At 56.8% G+C, this 16462-nt stretch carries 9 protein-coding genes; 1 reads left to right on the forward strand and 8 read right to left on the reverse strand.

Annotated elements, in window-relative coordinates; genetic code table 11:
- Positions 1-38 precede the first annotated feature (38 nt).
- Positions 39-2099 (reverse strand): AsmA family protein, encoded by a 2061-nt coding sequence (locus tag F384_RS19100; protein WP_046491894.1) that lies wholly within the window; start codon positions 2097-2099, stop codon positions 39-41.
- A gap of 77 nt (positions 2100-2176) precedes the next feature.
- Positions 2177-2944, reverse strand: a complete 768-nt coding sequence (gene pdeH / locus F384_RS19105; RefSeq protein WP_046491895.1) for a cyclic-guanylate-specific phosphodiesterase — start codon at positions 2942-2944, stop codon at positions 2177-2179.
- Between the two features lie 231 nt (positions 2945-3175).
- Here pdeH and F384_RS19110 point away from each other — a divergent pair, with 231 nt between their 5' ends.
- Positions 3176-4105 (forward strand): sugar kinase, encoded by a 930-nt coding sequence (locus F384_RS19110; RefSeq protein ID WP_046491897.1) that lies wholly within the window; start codon positions 3176-3178, stop codon positions 4103-4105.
- Positions 4106-4192: 87 nt separating this feature from the next.
- Here F384_RS19110 and F384_RS19115 read toward each other — a convergent pair whose 3' ends face one another.
- The 6 genes from F384_RS19115 to bcsB form a co-directional block, all read right to left on the reverse strand.
- Positions 4193-5686: a M16 family metallopeptidase gene (locus F384_RS19115; protein WP_046491900.1), complete on the reverse strand. Its 1494-nt coding sequence runs from the start codon at positions 5684-5686 to the stop codon at positions 4193-4195.
- 222 nt (positions 5687-5908) lie between these two features.
- The gene (gene dctA / locus F384_RS19120) at positions 5909-7195 is read right to left on the reverse strand and encodes a C4-dicarboxylate transporter DctC (RefSeq protein ID WP_046491901.1); all 1287 of its coding nucleotides are present in this window, start codon (positions 7193-7195) and stop codon (positions 5909-5911) included.
- A 175-nt stretch (positions 7196-7370) separates the two neighbouring features.
- The gene (gene hmsP, locus F384_RS19125; protein WP_046491904.1) at positions 7371-9359 is read right to left on the reverse strand and encodes a biofilm formation regulator HmsP; all 1989 of its coding nucleotides are present in this window, start codon (positions 9357-9359) and stop codon (positions 7371-7373) included.
- A 143-nt stretch (positions 9360-9502) separates the two neighbouring features.
- Positions 9503-13000 (reverse strand): cellulose synthase complex outer membrane protein BcsC, encoded by a 3498-nt coding sequence (gene bcsC, locus F384_RS19130; protein WP_046491905.1) that lies wholly within the window; start codon positions 12998-13000, stop codon positions 9503-9505.
- Positions 12982-14088 (reverse strand): cellulose synthase complex periplasmic endoglucanase BcsZ, encoded by a 1107-nt coding sequence (gene bcsZ / locus F384_RS19135; RefSeq protein WP_046491907.1) that lies wholly within the window; start codon positions 14086-14088, stop codon positions 12982-12984. Before bcsZ ends, bcsC begins: the two co-directional genes overlap by 19 nt.
- Positions 14089-14094: 6 nt before the next feature.
- The gene (bcsB, locus tag F384_RS19140; protein ID WP_046491909.1) at positions 14095-16452 is read right to left on the reverse strand and encodes a cellulose biosynthesis cyclic di-GMP-binding regulatory protein BcsB; all 2358 of its coding nucleotides are present in this window, start codon (positions 16450-16452) and stop codon (positions 14095-14097) included.
- Positions 16453-16462: the final 10 nt, after the last annotated feature.

Consider the following 16462-nt stretch of genomic DNA (forward strand, 5'->3'; position numbering starts at 1 on the left):
CACCATCACTTCTGTAGGCCGGGTAAGCGCAAACACCATCACTTCTTCATCTGCGATAAAATCATCCGGCACTGGTTGGCATCCCCTTCTGATGGCGAAATCAGCGCCAGCAGCGCGGCGGCGGGCGTCACTAACGTCGCCAGCGCCGCAGCCACCGCGCCACGGGCAATCAACGGCCCGGCTTTTACTCCCGCCTGCGGATCCTTAAACGTCCCACGCACGTACAGCGGCGAACGCAAGGTAATGATACGGATGCCTTTGCTTTCCGGGTCGATGGTCAAATCCAGCTGTTCTGAGGCAAAGCTCGCCGTCCCGGTGACGTTGATCAGCGCATTTTCGGTGTCGAAAGCGAAAATTTGCGGACGCGCCACGCCGTTCACAATATCGAGATTCGCCGCCGCGCAGTTGACCCGCACTTCGTCATCGCCAAAGATCTGCCCGACGATGTAGTTTCCGACGTTCAGTCCAACGATCTCCATCAGGTTGCGACTGATCAGCCCGTCGTTCATCAGCAGTTTCAGGTTGCCATTGCTGTTGCCCAGCAGCGCCGCCACGGAGTTCCCGCTGCCGCGAAGTTCGGCGTCGCCGTTCATTTCACCCAGCGTTTTCTGCATCAGTTCGACATCCGGCATCAGTTCTTTCAGTTTTAAGCGCCGCGCCTGAATATCTGCGCGCCCCTGCATTGGCTTTTTGTCCCCTTCCAGATGGATATTCGAACTGATGCTGCCGCCCGCCAGGCCAAACTTCAGCGGTTGCAGGCGCAGGTCGGCATTTTGCAAAATGATGTGGGTTGAGAGATCGCGGATGGGCAGGCTGCTGCCATGTTCAATACGCCGCCCTTTGAAGCGCACGTCAGCGTCCATCACGTTCCATTTGTCCGTTTCGAAGCGGTCATAGGGCAGCACTTTATCCGCTGGCTGTACGCTCTTTTCGCCCTTTTTCTGTTCTGCGCGCTGCGCCTTCTCCGCACCTTTACCGGAATCAACGCCGATCAGCGGCCCCAGATCCGCCAGCCTGAGCTGGCGCGATTCCACGTCGCCTTCCAGTTTCGGACGCGGTTTCCCCGTCGTATAAGTCAGTGAACCATGAATGTCGCTGTCGCCGATCCGGCCATTGAACCCCCGGTAGTCAAACACCGACGATGCATTGGTATCGATTTTCGCCACCAGCCGACCGTCCGTTTCGAACGGCGGCGTATCCGGCAGCAGTACTCCCGTCAGGTCATACAGTTCGCCCAGCGAGTCTCCGGAGAATTTCAGTTGCAGATCGACGCCGCCCATCTTCATTGGGTCCTTAACCACGCCCTCCAACGCCACTCGGGTATTGCCGGAGCGTAAATCGGCCTGCACCGGAAACGCGGCGCTTTCACTACGCAGCGCCAGCATACCGCCCATTTTTCCCGTTCCGGTGAGCGGTTCGCCGTTGTATCGTCCCTGCGCCTTCAGGCCAAACACATAATCGTCGACCTTCGCGTTATCGCCTTTCGCTTTGCTTCCCGTGACTTCACTGAACGGTAACGGCTTACCCAGCGGATCGACCAGGATCTCGATATCTGCTTTGCTGACCTTATCGTCAATAGCGATCCGCCCCTGATCGAAGAGAATCGTGTCCAGCCGGAAAGACCAGTCAGAAGGTTTAGCATTGGGGTCTTTGTTTTCTGCGCCTGCCAGGTTGAATGTCCAGTTATTGTTTTTCTCGGACAGGCGAATCAGCCGCGCATCGGGTTTCACCAGTTTGATCCACGGCAGCCAGACGGTTTTGCTCAACAGCGCCAGCGGGGCGAGCGTCGCTTCGACGCGGGGAAGATGCACCATCGTCACTTCGGGAATATCGGGGGGATTGCCGAGGAGAATATCTTCAGCATGCACATGCGGCCACGGCACCCAACTGCGCCAGCCGGTCTCCTGCGTCTGGCGCTCCCAGACGACACCCAAATCACCACGAATGGCGAACGGTCGGTTAAGTTCGGTAGAGACTTTCTGGTTGATGGTCGGTTTGAGGCGGTTCCAGTCAAATGTCGCTATCAGTACGATAACAACCACGATCAACAACAAGAAAGTCCCTGTTATCACTGCTGTTATTTTTCCGGCTTTGGTCATCGTTAGCCTCCTCACGTCTTCCCTTGCCTGTCCTAAAGATAGTCCAGCCAGACGGAGTTAGCGGAAACCGCCGGTTTTTACAGTGACAGAATGACCTCATCGAGATGGGAAAACGGGACCGGGCGCGACAGAAAATAGCCCTGCGCGGCAAAGGCGGGCGAGCGTTGTACATCGCGCCACTCTTCCAGCGTTTCCACGCCTTCAACGATCACGCCGCGGCAATAGCGGTTCATCAGTTGCAGCAGCATGGTGAAGAGATTGCGCCCCTCTGGCGTCTGTCGAAGCATCACAAACAGTTCGCGGGCGATTTTGATGTAGTCATAGCGAACCTCGTTCAGAGCAGAGAAGTTCGCCATCCCGGTACCGAAATCATCCAGCCACAGCGGGCCAAACTCACACATGCTGGCGAAGGAGGATTCTTTTGGCAGGTGAATATGTTCTACCAGTTCAAAACGCAGCCACGGCATCCGTTCAATCATCTGCACAATGTTGGGCTGCTGGCGCATGGTGAGCAGCGTTGGACCATCAACATTCACGGAGGCCAGTAATTCATGGCGCTGGAAAAAGTCAGCCTTCTGCTCCAGCAACTGAAGTTGTTCTTTGACGATATCAACGCGATGGCGCACCGCCACCCCGGAAAAATAGCGGTCAGGGGCGATACGTTGAGTCGGGTTGTCCGGATGCGTCACCACCGTCAGCAGTTCAACCGCTAACAGGCGTCCACTGGTCTGGTAAATCGGCTGATGAGTGTAAGCACGCTCGCACTGCAGCCAAAAGCGCCGATCCTGCAAGCTTTCAACGCTCGCCTCGGAATTGCTTAGCTGCTGGATAACCTGGTTTATCATCTCAGATGTCCCGTGATTAAGTGTGTTACTGCCCCGACTCGTCAAAGGTTATCGGCCTTCAGGCGGAGAACTTTATGTTCAGTGGCGCGCAAAATCGAAAACGGATTTGTAAAAATCAATGCAGAATACGGACTGGCTCAAAAAAAATTTTGGAACGTTGTTTTAATATGATTGACCACCCAACACCCACAGCGCACACTAACGCTAACTTTTTTAAGCAGGTTCACGACTATGTCCAAAAAGATTGCCGTGATTGGCGAATGCATGATTGAGCTGTCACAGAAAGGCGCTGACGTTCAGCGCGGATTCGGTGGCGACACATTGAATACCTCCGTTTACATTGCCCGCCAGGTTGATGCTGCGGCGCTCTCCGTGCATTACGTCACGGCGCTGGGCACGGACAGTTTCAGCCAGCAGATGCTGGAGTCATGGCACGGTGAAAACGTCGATACCTCGCTGACGCAGCGCATGGAAAACCGTCTGCCGGGCCTCTACTACATTGAGACCGACAGCACCGGCGAGCGGACGTTCTATTACTGGCGTAACGAAGCGGCGGCGAAATTCTGGCTGGAGAGCGAGCAGTCAGCGGCCATTTGCGAAGAACTGGCGACCTTTGACTATCTCTACCTGAGCGGTATCAGCCTCGCGATCCTGAGCCCATCCAGCCGTGACAAACTGCTGTCGCTGCTGCGCGAATGCCGCGCCAACGGCGGGAAAGTCATTTTTGACAACAACTACCGCCCGCGCCTGTGGGCCAGCAAAGAAGAGACCCAACAGGTTTATCAGAAGATGCTGGAATGCACCGATATCGCCTTCCTGACGCTGGACGACGAAGATGCGCTCTGGGGCGTGAAGCCGGTTGAAGAAGTGATCGCACGTACGCATGCCGCGGGTGTGCAGGAAGTGGTCGTGAAACGGGGTGCGGATTCTTGCCTGGTGTCTGTCGACGGTAAAGAACCGATCGACGTTCCTGCGGTGAAACTGCCAAAAGAGAAAGTGATCGATACCACCGCCGCCGGCGACTCGTTCAGCGCCGGGTATCTGGCCGTTCGTTTAACCGGTGGCGATGCCGCCGAAGCCGCCAAACGGGGTCACCTGACAGCCAGCACCGTCATTCAGCATCGCGGGGCGATTATCCCACGCGACGCCATGCCGCAGTAAGACCTGGCGTAAACGCCTTATCAGGCCTACAGAAATCTTCTCCGTAGGCCTGATAAACGAGCAACATTCAGCAATTCTGTGATTTCCCTACTGCGCCGCCGGAATATCCGTCACTTCCGGATGCGCTTCATCCGTCTCAACTGGCGTCGCCGCTGCTGCTGCCGGGGCCATAATCTGTTCCCACGTCGCCTGTAACTCTTTCATGTTGAATTCCGGCTCACCTTTCGGCTGCAGCAGAATCAGCGCCATATCCTGTGACAACTGCTGACGCAGATCCTGATTCAACATCTCAACGGTCAGGCTGTTCAGGAAGTCCTGACGCAAACGCTGGTACTGTTCAGGTGCGATATCCACGACCTGATTTTGCAGCGAGCGCAGACGCTGACCGATCAGAATATCGGTATCGGTACGGGCGTAGGTCGCAAACAGTTTCTGTAATTCCAGATTCTTTTGCGCCACCAGCGCGTTGAACTCTTCTTCCGGCAGGCCGTTATCACGCACTTTCGCCAGTTCACGCGCCACAGTGCTCAGATTGGCGGTGACCTTGTCGTTTGGCGATTCAATGTTGACGGCACACTGGGCGCGCTGGAACAACACGCGACAGTCAAAGCCGAGGCCGATATCTTTCGCGTTGTTCTTACTCAGCGCCTGCTGAATGTGCCAGAACAGCGCCTCACGCGCTAAATCCGCGCGCCAGTAACGCAACAGCGCAGCGGACTCGCGAATCGGCTGCCACGGCGTATCCCACATCACAGAGAGACGATCCTGGCGCACCGCGTCGGTCATGATGCTAACCGCCTCAGCACGCAACGGCGAGAGCGTCGGCACTGGCGCAGGCGTTTCGCGTTTACCTTTCAGTTCACCAAACGTTTTATTGATTTGCTCGGCTACCGAACGCGCATCAACGTTACCGACGACAATCAGCGTCATCGCATCCGGGGTGTACCATTTCTGGTAGAAATCCTGAACTTTCGCCGCATCCACCGGCATTTTTACCGGATCGGCAGGATCATGGCCCAGCAGCGCCGATCCTTTCAGACGATAGCGCCACCAGCCATCTTTGGTGTCGACGGGCAGCGTGGTGACCATGTCTTCCGTGCTCAGCGCATGGTTTACCACCTCAGGGGTGATCGTCAGTTTGCCCATCGTGTTCGCCAGATAGCTCAGCGACTCTTTCAGCAGATCGTTGCGGTTATTGGGCAGGCTAAGATTGTACTGCGTGGAATCGTAAGAGACCGTTACCGGCGGCATCGGGCGCTTAGGGTCAAATCCTTGCTGCCACAGTGAACGCGCCTGTGCGGCATCGAGTCCACCACTCTGGGTTAACGCAATACGGGGAATAAGATGACTGAAACCGCTCTGTTGAGTACTTTCGGTGAGCGAACCGGTATTTACCAGCAGACGGACCTCGATACGGTCGCTGGGGCGCTGGGGGGTGGCTAAGACTTGCCACTGTAAACCATTTGCCAGCGTCCCCTGTTGCCATGCCGGGTCTGGCTGGAGCGCATCTGCCTGCACATAGCCAGCAGTGGCCATCATCAGCAAACCGCCCGCTATAAGTCGAATTTTTGTGCCCTGCATGTGAACCCCTGATCAACAATCCTGGTAATAAAAAGACAACCCCTGCTGGGTTTGCCTGAATATGACGTTAAAAACACTTCGTGTTAGACCGCAAGAACATGAAAATGTCACGGAAGAAGTGAAATAAACCCGATACCTCCATGTTGAAGGATTCGGGCCCAGGGGTCAATTATGCGCAGGAGCCCGCAGCCCCACAAGGGACTGCGGTCATAAGTGTCGAGATTAAGAGGATATTTCGTGCGTTTTGCCTTCAGGTGCACGATTATTCAGCACATCGTCCAGCTTCTTGTGGTCCAGTTCCTTCACCCACTTCGCCACAACCACCGTTGCCACGCCGTTACCGACCAGGTTGGTCAGTGCACGGGCTTCAGACATGAAGCGGTCGATACCCAGGATAAGCGCCAAACCCGCAACCGGCAGATGACCAACCGCAGAGATGGTCGCCGCCAGCACGATAAAGCCGCTTCCGGTGACGCCCGCCGCCCCTTTAGAGGAGAGCAGCAGAACCACCAGCAACGTAATCTGATGGAAGATATCCATATGACTGTTGGTGGCCTGGGCGATAAACACCGCCGCCATCGTCAGGTATATCGAGGTCCCATCAAGGTTAAACGAATACCCGGTGGGAATAACCAGCCCCACGACCGACTTGCGACAGCCGAGTTTCTCCATCTTGTCGAGCATACGCGGCAGCGCGGACTCGGAAGAGGACGTCCCCAGCACGATCAGCAGTTCTTCACGGATATAGCGGATAAATTTAAAGATGCTGAAGCCGGTTGCACGGGCGATCGAACCCAGAACGACAACGACAAACAGGATGCAGGTGATGTAGAAGCAGATAATCAGCTGCCCCAACTGCACCAGCGTACCGACACCATATTTCCCAATCGTAAAGGCCATCGCCCCGAACGCCCCGATTGGCGCCAGGCGCATGATCATATTGATGATGCCAAAAATGACCTGCGAGAAGCTTTCAATGACGTTGAAAATCAACTGGCCTTTGCTGCCCAGACGATGCAGGGCAAACCCAAACATCACCGCAAACAACAGAACCTGCAGAATGTTACCACTGGCAAAGGCGCCAATGACGCTACCCGGAATAATATCCATCAGGAAGCCCACGATTCCCTGGTCTTTTGCCTGCTCGGCGTAAATTGCTACCGCTTTCGCATCAAGGGTTGCCGGATCAACGTTCATCCCGGCACCGGGTTGTACGACGTTAACGATGATGAGACCAATGATCAGCGCAATCGTACTGACAATCTCAAAGTAAAGGAGCGCAACCGCACCCGTACGGCCCACCGCTTTCATACTTTCCATGCCTGCAATGCCAGTCACGACAGTACAGAAGATAACCGGTGCGATGACCATCTTGATCAGCTTAACGAATGCATCGCCAAGCGGTTTCATTTGTGCGCCTAATTCAGGGTAGTAATGGCCAAGGAGAATACCAATGGCTATTGCTGTCAGGACCTGAAAGTAGAGGCTTTTAAACAGAGAGATTTTCATAAGGTGTCCTTGAAGTAAAAACCACAGGTCTTGTAAGGTTTTGGTTAACCTGCGGCCTTAAAATAACACCCAGACAACATGGCAGAAATGCACCAGGATCATAATTGAAACAAAAATGTTAAAAACCTTGAGCTGGCTCGCACAAGCCAGACCTTTTTAAAGTATTGTAATCACATCAATTGTGCTTCAGATAACGTTCTTCGAAGGTTTCTGCGGGTACAGCACGGGCATAAAGGAAGCCCTGCCCGATTTCAACGCCCGCCTGCGCCAGCCATTCACGCTGTGCTTCGGTCTCGACGCCTTCCGCTACCATCTGCAGATTCAGGCTACGCGCCAACAGGATAATGGCCGAGATCATGCTGTTATCGTCGGGCAGACCCTCGACAAACATTTTGTCGATTTTCAGCACGTCGACTGGCAGGGATTTCATGTGATGGAGCTGGCGCAGCCCCGCGTAACCCATGCCGAAATCGTCCAGCGCGATACGCACGCCTGCGTTACGCAACGGACGCAGTATCGCCACGGCGGCATGCGGGTCGTCGATCCGCCGACTCTCTGTCACTTCCAGAATGAGCGTGCCCGGCTGGATTCGGTAGCGGTTTAACAGTTCCAGCATGTCTGACACCATATTCGGGTGCATCAACTGGAGCGCCGACAGATTGACCGACAGCGGCAGCGTAATCCCTCGCGCCTGCCAGGCTGCGAGCTGGCGGCAGGACTCCTCCAGCACCCAGTGACCCACGGTAACCATCAGGCCGCAGGACTCAATCCGCTCAATCAGCCCTTCCGGCAATTCCCAGCTTCCGTCCGGCTGTTGCATGCGCAGCAACGCTTCGGCGCTCACCACCTTGCCGCTGCTCATCTCCACCTGAGGCTGTAACCACAGGGCAAAGCGGTGGTTGTCCAGCGCAGTGAGAATATCGCTCTCTTCGGTCAGTCGTTTCTGGGCCGCTTCCATCTGCTCAGGGTCGAAGAACTGAATCTGGTTTTTACCCTTGCGTCGGGCGGTAAACGCCGCAGAGACCGCGCGTCCGTAGAGCTGTTCGGCGCTGAGATCGCCATAATACATCGCCACGCCAATGCAGCAGCTCGGGCGGAGTTGGATCCCCTGCACTGGCAGTCGTTCATTAATGATAGTGAGTACTTGCTGACCTAACGTAATCGCGTGCCACGGCTCTTTGACGCCGTGGGCGATAATAGCAAAATCGTAACCACTGATCTGTGCAAGCACCATTCTCGGCGACAGCACCGATTTTAGCTTCTCCACCAACGTCAGCAGCAGGATTTCCCGCTGTGCCTCTTTCAGCACGCCCGCCGTGTCGCGCAGCGTTTCACAGGTGATAATCATCAGCGCCGTGGTCTGCTGACGCGCTACGACCTGCTCGAGCAGCCCCATCAGGAACGCTTTGTTCGGCAGTTCGGAGACCGGAAAACGCATCGCGTTGTCCGTCTGTTCTTCACTGTGGCGTTGGACCAGTTGCTGGTTGAGGTTGTAGCTGCGCACCAACAGGCCAATCTCATCGTCATGATGCAGACGCGGCAATGCCAGCTGATGACCAATCAACTCCTGTTGCGGAATGTTATTCAGCTCGCGGGCGATGTTACGCAGCGGGTGCAAAATCAGGCGATTCACACACCAGCTAATGGCCACCGTCAGCATCAGGGATAAAAGTAAGTAAATGGTCACTAACGTAGACAGCGTGCTCATCACAAACTTATACATGCGAAATGAGTCGGCCTGGAGCACCAGATACGCCAGTGGCTGTGGATTCGCAGGACGCTCAAGCGAATAGACGGGAAGCGAGATCTGCACCGGCAGTTCAAAGAGTCGGGTTACCATCACCGGCACGGGCCGTTCGGGGATAAAGCTCATGCGCAGCGCCTGAAACTGGTTCGGTAGCACCACATCGGCCCGTTGCACTACGCCGGCGGGTTTGATACTGGCGAGAATCGCTTCGGCTCCGGGGATATCGGCTTTTAAAATTGAGGCAGACAGCGGTTCACGTACCGAACGGGCAATACTTTCCAGTTGTGTCGCCGTGTTATAGCGGTTCTGCTGTACCAGATGAAACAGTAAAACGGTGCAAAACAGAAAAACAAACACCATGACAACGGCAGCCACCATTGCCATCTGCTTAATTGTTAACGAGCGACTGACGCGCAATATTGTCTCCCCCCGGATATCCCAGATTGCCGCCCGAGTATACCCGATCGCGGCGGCATTGAGAGAGGCTGTGTCGGAAAAGGACTTTTCTGATTATTGACTGCCGGATAGCACAGCGCGTATCCGGCCTGCAATCATAACGCTTACCAGTCCGCGTAAGGCACCAGCGGCTGCGGCGGTAGGTCCATATCACCCTGCCATCCTGCGGCGGAATAGCGAACGTACAGCAGCAAATGGCTTGGCGCGTAGTCTTTTGCCTGCTGGATATCCACTGCGGTCCCGATAAACCAGTTAGAGGTCACCCGACGCTCGATCAGCGCCCGCGCGGTATAACCAAAGCCCTGACTGCTGCCGCCAGCGTTGGTTTGTTCGCTGGCTTCCTGACGGTAATCCGATGGAATCAGATTCAGTAACGGGTAACGCGGCATCGTTTTGGTGCGCGAATGCGACCAGGACACCGATCCGCCCAGTTCCCAGGACCAGTTTTCCGTCCGCTGGCGCCACATCACCGGCACCGCGAAGGACAGGTATTCCTGCGGACTGTAGTAGCCGCCGTGGCCCAGTGAATACCCGCTCAGATCTTTGTCGTAGTGCCAGATCATATTGTTCAGGCCCACGGTCACGCGGCGGTTATTCTCGTTGATGATTTTGTAGTAGTAACCGGTCATCCAGCGGACGCGCCAGTTATCCTCAACATTTTTCCCGGTTAACTGATCGGCGCCGAGTGAAGCCCAGACGCCGTTGGCTTCGCCTTTGTCGTAGCTGAGGCTAATCCCGCCGCCATCGGCACGGACGCCGCCCCATTTTTTACCGGTGTTAATGTCGTTGCTGTCGCCATTGTGGCTCTGCGCATCTTTCTGTCCGCCAAAGGCCAGCAGCGAACTGGAAATCGGACGGCGGTGCGCGTTCAGGGTATACCCCAGCGGCCCAATGTCATTGCTGTAACTGACGCCGCCGACCACATCGACGACGTTGAAGCCCATCGGCGTGGTGCCGATATCCCAACTCCAGGTGTCATTCTTCCAGCCAACGGCGACGCTCGCCCCTGTATCCGACTGACTGCGGCTGCCGCTACAGTCTTCCAGCGTACAGGTGCCCCAGTTATTGTCGTAGCGGCCATTCGCATCGGTCGAGAAGCTGCCCACGTTCATGTTGACCAGATCGGTACGGAAGAACATGCGACCGTCTGAATACGGCGCATCCACATGCAGCATGGTGGTGTGCGCTTTCAGATCAGAATAGCCGCCGGTGCCGCTCGATCCCCAATAGTCATGCTCCAGCGTGACGTTCAGATCCTGCTGGCGATATAAATCCGCCGCATCGCTGCGCACGCCGCGCTTGAGCCAGTCATCTTTTTCATCGTTACGGGTCAGACGGGTAAAGGTGTCGTTATCCTGCGGACGCGTTGGCGTGATGCCGGACGCCACCATCGCGTCTTTGTACGTATCCAGCGCCTGCTGCGGCTCGCCGCTCTGCGCCTGGAAATTCGCGGCGTCACGCAGCACCATCGCACTTTCCATTGACGGCGGCTGCGCTTTGGCCTGCGGAATCAGAGTCGCGAAGGTCTGTGTTGCGGCAGCGGTGTCGCCAAGCTGCACCTGCGCCAGCGCTATTCGCCGTTGCATGTTGATCGACGGGGTCTGCGTTGCGGGCAGTTTCGCCAATTGCGCTCGTGCGGCGGGCTTGTCGCCCTGGGCGATGTACACTTCCGTCAGACCCAGCATTGCATCAACGTTGTCCGGTTCACGCGCCAGCACGGCGTCGTAAGAGCCTCGCGCCGCATTGTATTCCCCGCGCTGCTGTGCCCAGTCGGCCAGCGTTAAGTCGAGACGGGTCGACGCGGGCTGTTGGCGTAACAGCGCTTCGGCCTCGGCTTCCCGGCCGCTGTCGCGCAGGCGGTTAGCCGTTTCCAGCACCTGGTTGCTCTGCAACCGGTCTGCCAGTTCCTGAATATTGCTGTTCCACTGACTGCGTGGCAGGCTGTTGATATGCGCCAGCGCCGCCCGATCCTGATTATTGCCGGACAGGTACAGCCCATACGCATAAACCTGTTCCGGGTCGTTGGGTTTCTGACGCGCCAGCGCACTCATCTGTGCGTCAGCCTGGCTGCGCTGTCCGGCCTGCCACAGATCGCGTGACAGACGATAGGTTATCCAGACGCTGCCCGGATCCAGCGCCAGTCGACGGCGTTGCAGTTCCGCCGCCTGAGCCCAGTTGCCCTGGTTCTCCAGCGTTTCGGCCTGCTGCGCCAGGCGATCGTTTTCCAGACCCCGTTCAATATCATCAATGCTGCGGCGCTGACTGGCAGAGAGGGTGGCGATAAACGCGGAGGCTTTCTCCGGCGACTGCGCGCGATAGAGGTTTGCCAGACCGCGTACGGCATTGGTGTTGCCGCTGTCCATGCGCAGCGTCTGCTGATAGTAGCGCTCGGCAGCCGGATAATCTTTGCGCGCCATTGCCGCATCACCCAGCCCCAGTACCGCATAGCTATCGGTATTGTCGATGTTTCTGGCCTGCTGATAGAGGCGTTCCGCCTGGTCAATATTGTTGGTTTTCAGCGCGGCGTCGCCCTGCTGAATCGCCAGCCAGTAGCTGTTCACTTTCAGCAGGCTTTCCCACTTGCTGCGGCTCCCACTTTGCGGATCCATCGCCAGCGCTTTCTTAAACTGCGCAACGGCGCTGGCGCGATCGCCACGCTGAGAATAGGCCTGTCCCAGCGCGCCCACGGCTTCGCTGTCGCTTTGGTTTGCTTTCACCGCCTGCTGTAGTTCTGAGATAGCCTGTCCGCCCTGTCCGGCTTCGACTGCCGCCAGACCCTGCGCACGCGCGCGGAATGTCGGATCGGAGAGCTGTTTTTGCTGTTCGCTAAGCTTGCTGCGCGCAGCGACTACGCTGTCCCCCTCACTGAAGACCGTGAGGTATCTTTGCAGCGCCTTCACGCTGGCGTCGCTGACCGGCAGATCTTTAATCTGGGTGTACCAGATATTCGCGGCGGCATTGCGCCCGGCGTTGGATTTCGCCATCTGCTCCAGAATCACAAAGCCTTCGTCCGGGCGATCGTTATCAAACAGTAACTGCGCCAGCGTATTTTGCAGCGTGTTATTGCCCGGACTGCGGGTGTTAATCGCCTTCAACTGATTGATAGCCTGATTGCGGCGGGCAGGAATTTTGGCCACCGCGCTCCAGTATTCCACTTCCAGGTCGCCTTCCGGCGGGTTGCCCTTGAACAACTTATCGTAGGCGGCAACCGCCTCCTCAGCATGCCCGGTCGTCGCCTGTAGACGCGCCTGTTGCAAAGACTGGCGTCCTTCCGGCGTCGCCAACAGCATGGTCGTGCGGGAAGATTGATAGGCATTGGAGCTCGGCGCTAACTGAGAAAGTCTTTCAAGCTGCTTCTGCGCGCCGTCGTTATCGCCCTGACGCAGCAGGTAGCGAAAACGGGCGGCGACCACATCCGGATTATTCGGGTCAATCAATTCGAGGCGATAGAGTGACTGACGCACCAGATCTTCACGGTGCGTGGCTTCCCCCAGCCGCACCTGCTCCAGCAACTGCTGTTGCGCCGACGGCGCCGCGTCGGCAAAGGGCATCAGGGCAATGCCGAGTGAGACCCCGAGTAAACTTAATTTGAACTTGCGCATTCCTGGCCCCAGTCAGGTAATAGCTCACCTTTAGCGGTGAAGCGATAACGATGCTGATCCCACCCTTCTCCGAAGAGGGTTAGCACGTAGCTATAGTAGGCATCGCTGCCAGGGAAGTGGTCTGTCACGCGCTGTCGCTGCACCGCTTGTGCGTCGCGGTTTTGCAGGAAAGGCAGTAAGGCCGCAGAAAAGCCCACCGGGCCATTGCCCTGCGCTTTGCCGCTGGCGACGTCCACTTTCTCCGGCGGGAGACCGTTTTTAGTTGTCAGGGTGGCCATCGGTTTGAATTTTGCCAGCAGCCGCGCTTTCTGCGGGTCGCCGTCATGCATCATGCCCGCCCACAGGTAGACGCGAATCGCGTCGTAACTGCTGACCAGCGTTTTCTCTGGCTTCAGTTGCCAGCCTTTGTTTTTCTCGTAGCGGACCCAATCCGGCGAGAAACCTTTCGGGGCCGTTTCTAACAGCAGTCGCTGGTTGGTTTCGCGCAGGGTCGACCACGGCGCGCCAAAGCGGGTGAAATACTGCGCCAGTTGCGGCGGCAGATAGCTTGGATTGAAGCGCCAGGTGTTGGCTTCAGCAAAACCAATCTTGCCGGGTAGCAGCATCGAGCCCAGCCCCGGCACCGTCACCACTTCTTCGCTGGCAATCCGTTTCAGCAAGGCTTTGCCGATGTCGGTGTAGCGCGGTTCTTTCCACAAGCGTCCCGCCTCCAGCAGCGACCACGCGATCCAGATATCGCCATCAGAAGCGGAATTGCTATCCAGCACCGCCCAGATGGAAGGATCTTTCTGTCCCCACAGCCAGGCGGGTAGATGCTCCTGCAACGACCCTTGCGCGAGGTTGTTCTGCGTCCAGTCCAGTAACGCATCAAAGGTCTGGCGATCGTTAGCGGCGAGGGCAAAGAACATCGCATAACTTTGCCCTTCCGAGGTGGTGATTTTGCGTGCATCGCTGGGATCAATCACCCGCCCTTCCTGGCTGATGTAATCCTTTTTAAATTGATCCCATGCAGGCCAGGTACAGGCCGCCTGTACACTCAGCGCGGCCAGCATTAACACCATGACTATCCCACTACGCAACGCGTTCATTATTCATCACTCATGATCCGGATCGAGACGGCGGCGACTGATGATGCGCAGCAGACGCCACAGTACCCAGGCCAGTAACACCACGCTGATGGCCGCCAGTACCGCTAACAGCACCGGATGGTTGGCCAGCGCGTACCACAGACGTTCAAACCACGGCAGGTGGCCCACGTAGTAAATATCGCCGACGCGTAAACTGCTTACGCCAGATTCGCGGATCACGGAGACGGAACCAAACATCGTCGCCCGTTTACCGCTGTCATTGATGGCCTGATTCAGTAATTCATAGCCACGCGGGCTGTCTGCCAGCAGTGCCACCACGCTACGCTGATCGTTGAACGGTGACTGGAAGCCGATGACCGCAGCCATCGGTCCACTTGACGTCACCGTCGCCTGCGCATCCGCTTTGCGATCGGCTTCATCCGGCATGATGCTCGGGAACGTCGTCTGGCGCATTGGGGTTTTCACCCAGCTCTCCGCTGCCTGAACTAACAGGTCAATACGCTTGTCGTCTTTCAGTTTGTCCGGGATCGAGCCGATAATCAGGATGTCTGCTTCTTTGCCCTGAATCTGGCTACTGTCATCGGTGATGGTCAGGTTAATCGCCGGGAAACCGGTTTGCGCACCGATAGTCCCGGTCGCGTCGAGCAGGGTTTCCATCTGCGCTTCGTTCGGGGTTTTCGGCATCACGGTGATGGTTTCTGACAGGTCCGCCATACGGCTGAACGGGAAGCCCGCGTTCGCAAACGCACGCAAATCCGGCATCGCAATGAAGTGGTAGTACTTCGAGAAGTCGATGGTGGAGTCGTCGCCAATCACCACGTGGTTCGGCACCGGCTGGAAGGTAATACAATTATCAATCGAGCCGCCCGGCATCGGGTTCATGTACTCGAAGTCAAACCGCAACTGGTTCATCGCACCCAGCTTCAGCGCCGGGATGGCGACATCCGTTTTCCCGTCCAGCAGCCCTTGCAGCACCGGCAGACGCAGCAGCAGACGATTGCTCTTCTCATTGCTGGTCAGACTAAAGGCTTGCAGGAACTGGTTGTTCAGGCTGATATCCATGCGCGAGCTGTCTTTGGTCGGCGGCGTGGTGTAACGGTAATTGAGGTTCATATCAATACCGGTACTGCGCAGCAGATAGAGATCCGGCGGCAGGTTCAGAGAGACGTTGATGGCGGCAGGTTCCATCCCGGTGGACTGCAGTTGCTCTTCATAAGTTTTCAGTTCGCCGAAGGTCACCGGACGATCGGTACGCACCCAGTTTGGCGCATCGTACGGTTTACGCGCCAACAGCGGCTTCACGTCGTTCACTTCCACACTGCTACCGCGGAAGAGGATATTGCCCTGAGCAATCCCTTTCGCCGCCTGCAGCAGATCGTTATCGTCACGACCGAACACCACCAGCAGTTTCACATAAGGGTTATTCGGATGGCTGATCATTTCGATCACCGGCGCTTTCACCGGCGGATGTTCGCGCAGGAAATCAGGACGTTTGTCGTTGGTGGCAAAGACGATCGCATTACGATCCGGCAGCGCGTTGTACAACACCGGGAAGTGCTGACCCCGCCAGCCCGCCCGTGAACCGAACCAGGAAGAAACGATCGACGCCGCCTGTTGCAGGGTTCCGCCTGGCGCCCCGGCAAAGACCATCGGCAGCGTTACCGCACGGTTGTCACGCGGATCGAAGAACGGTATTGGGAAGTGCGAGAGATCGTTTTGCACTTCCAGCGTCTGATAGGTGAGGTCCAGCATGCTGCTGCGCCCAACGTCCAGCCACAGCGTGCTGCTGGCGGGGTTTTCACAAATCTGCTGGTAGTGGCCGACAAACTCCAGCCGCACGCGGTTGAAATCGGTGATAAACAGCGGGTCGATCGGCATTTGCGCCAGCGTCTTTTTACCCAGCTGTTCCTGGGTGACCGGCAGCACGCCCATCAACTCATCATTCAGGTAGACCTTGAGCTGCGACTGTACCGGCAGCAGTGAGGGCGACGGCGTGTACTCCAGGTTCAGTACGGCTCTGGAGACCACCTCATCGCTGCGCATGCCAAACTCAATGCTTCCGTTTGGGTTCACGCCACGTAGCACCATGCTGCCCGGCGGCGGCGCGATCTGCGCAAACGTCAGTTTCACGTCACGGGAAGGGCCATTCTGCGCCACAATCGGCGCATCCGCTCCCGGTACGCCCGGCATCACCTGACCCACCGGCTGATTTGCCTCTGCCTGTGCAGGTTCGGCCGCAGCCGGGACCACCGTTGGCTCAGCATTCATCAGTGGCTGCGTTGCAGGCGTCGCATTCGTCATGAAAGAAGGGATTGCGCTCATCCCCATAACCACTGCACCAATCCAGGAAAGTTTTCTTTTCATCGCGTTATCA

Origin of the sequence: Citrobacter amalonaticus Y19, from assembly GCF_000981805.1 — a bacterium.
GTDB lineage: Bacteria > Pseudomonadota > Gammaproteobacteria > Enterobacterales > Enterobacteriaceae > Citrobacter_A > Citrobacter_A amalonaticus_C.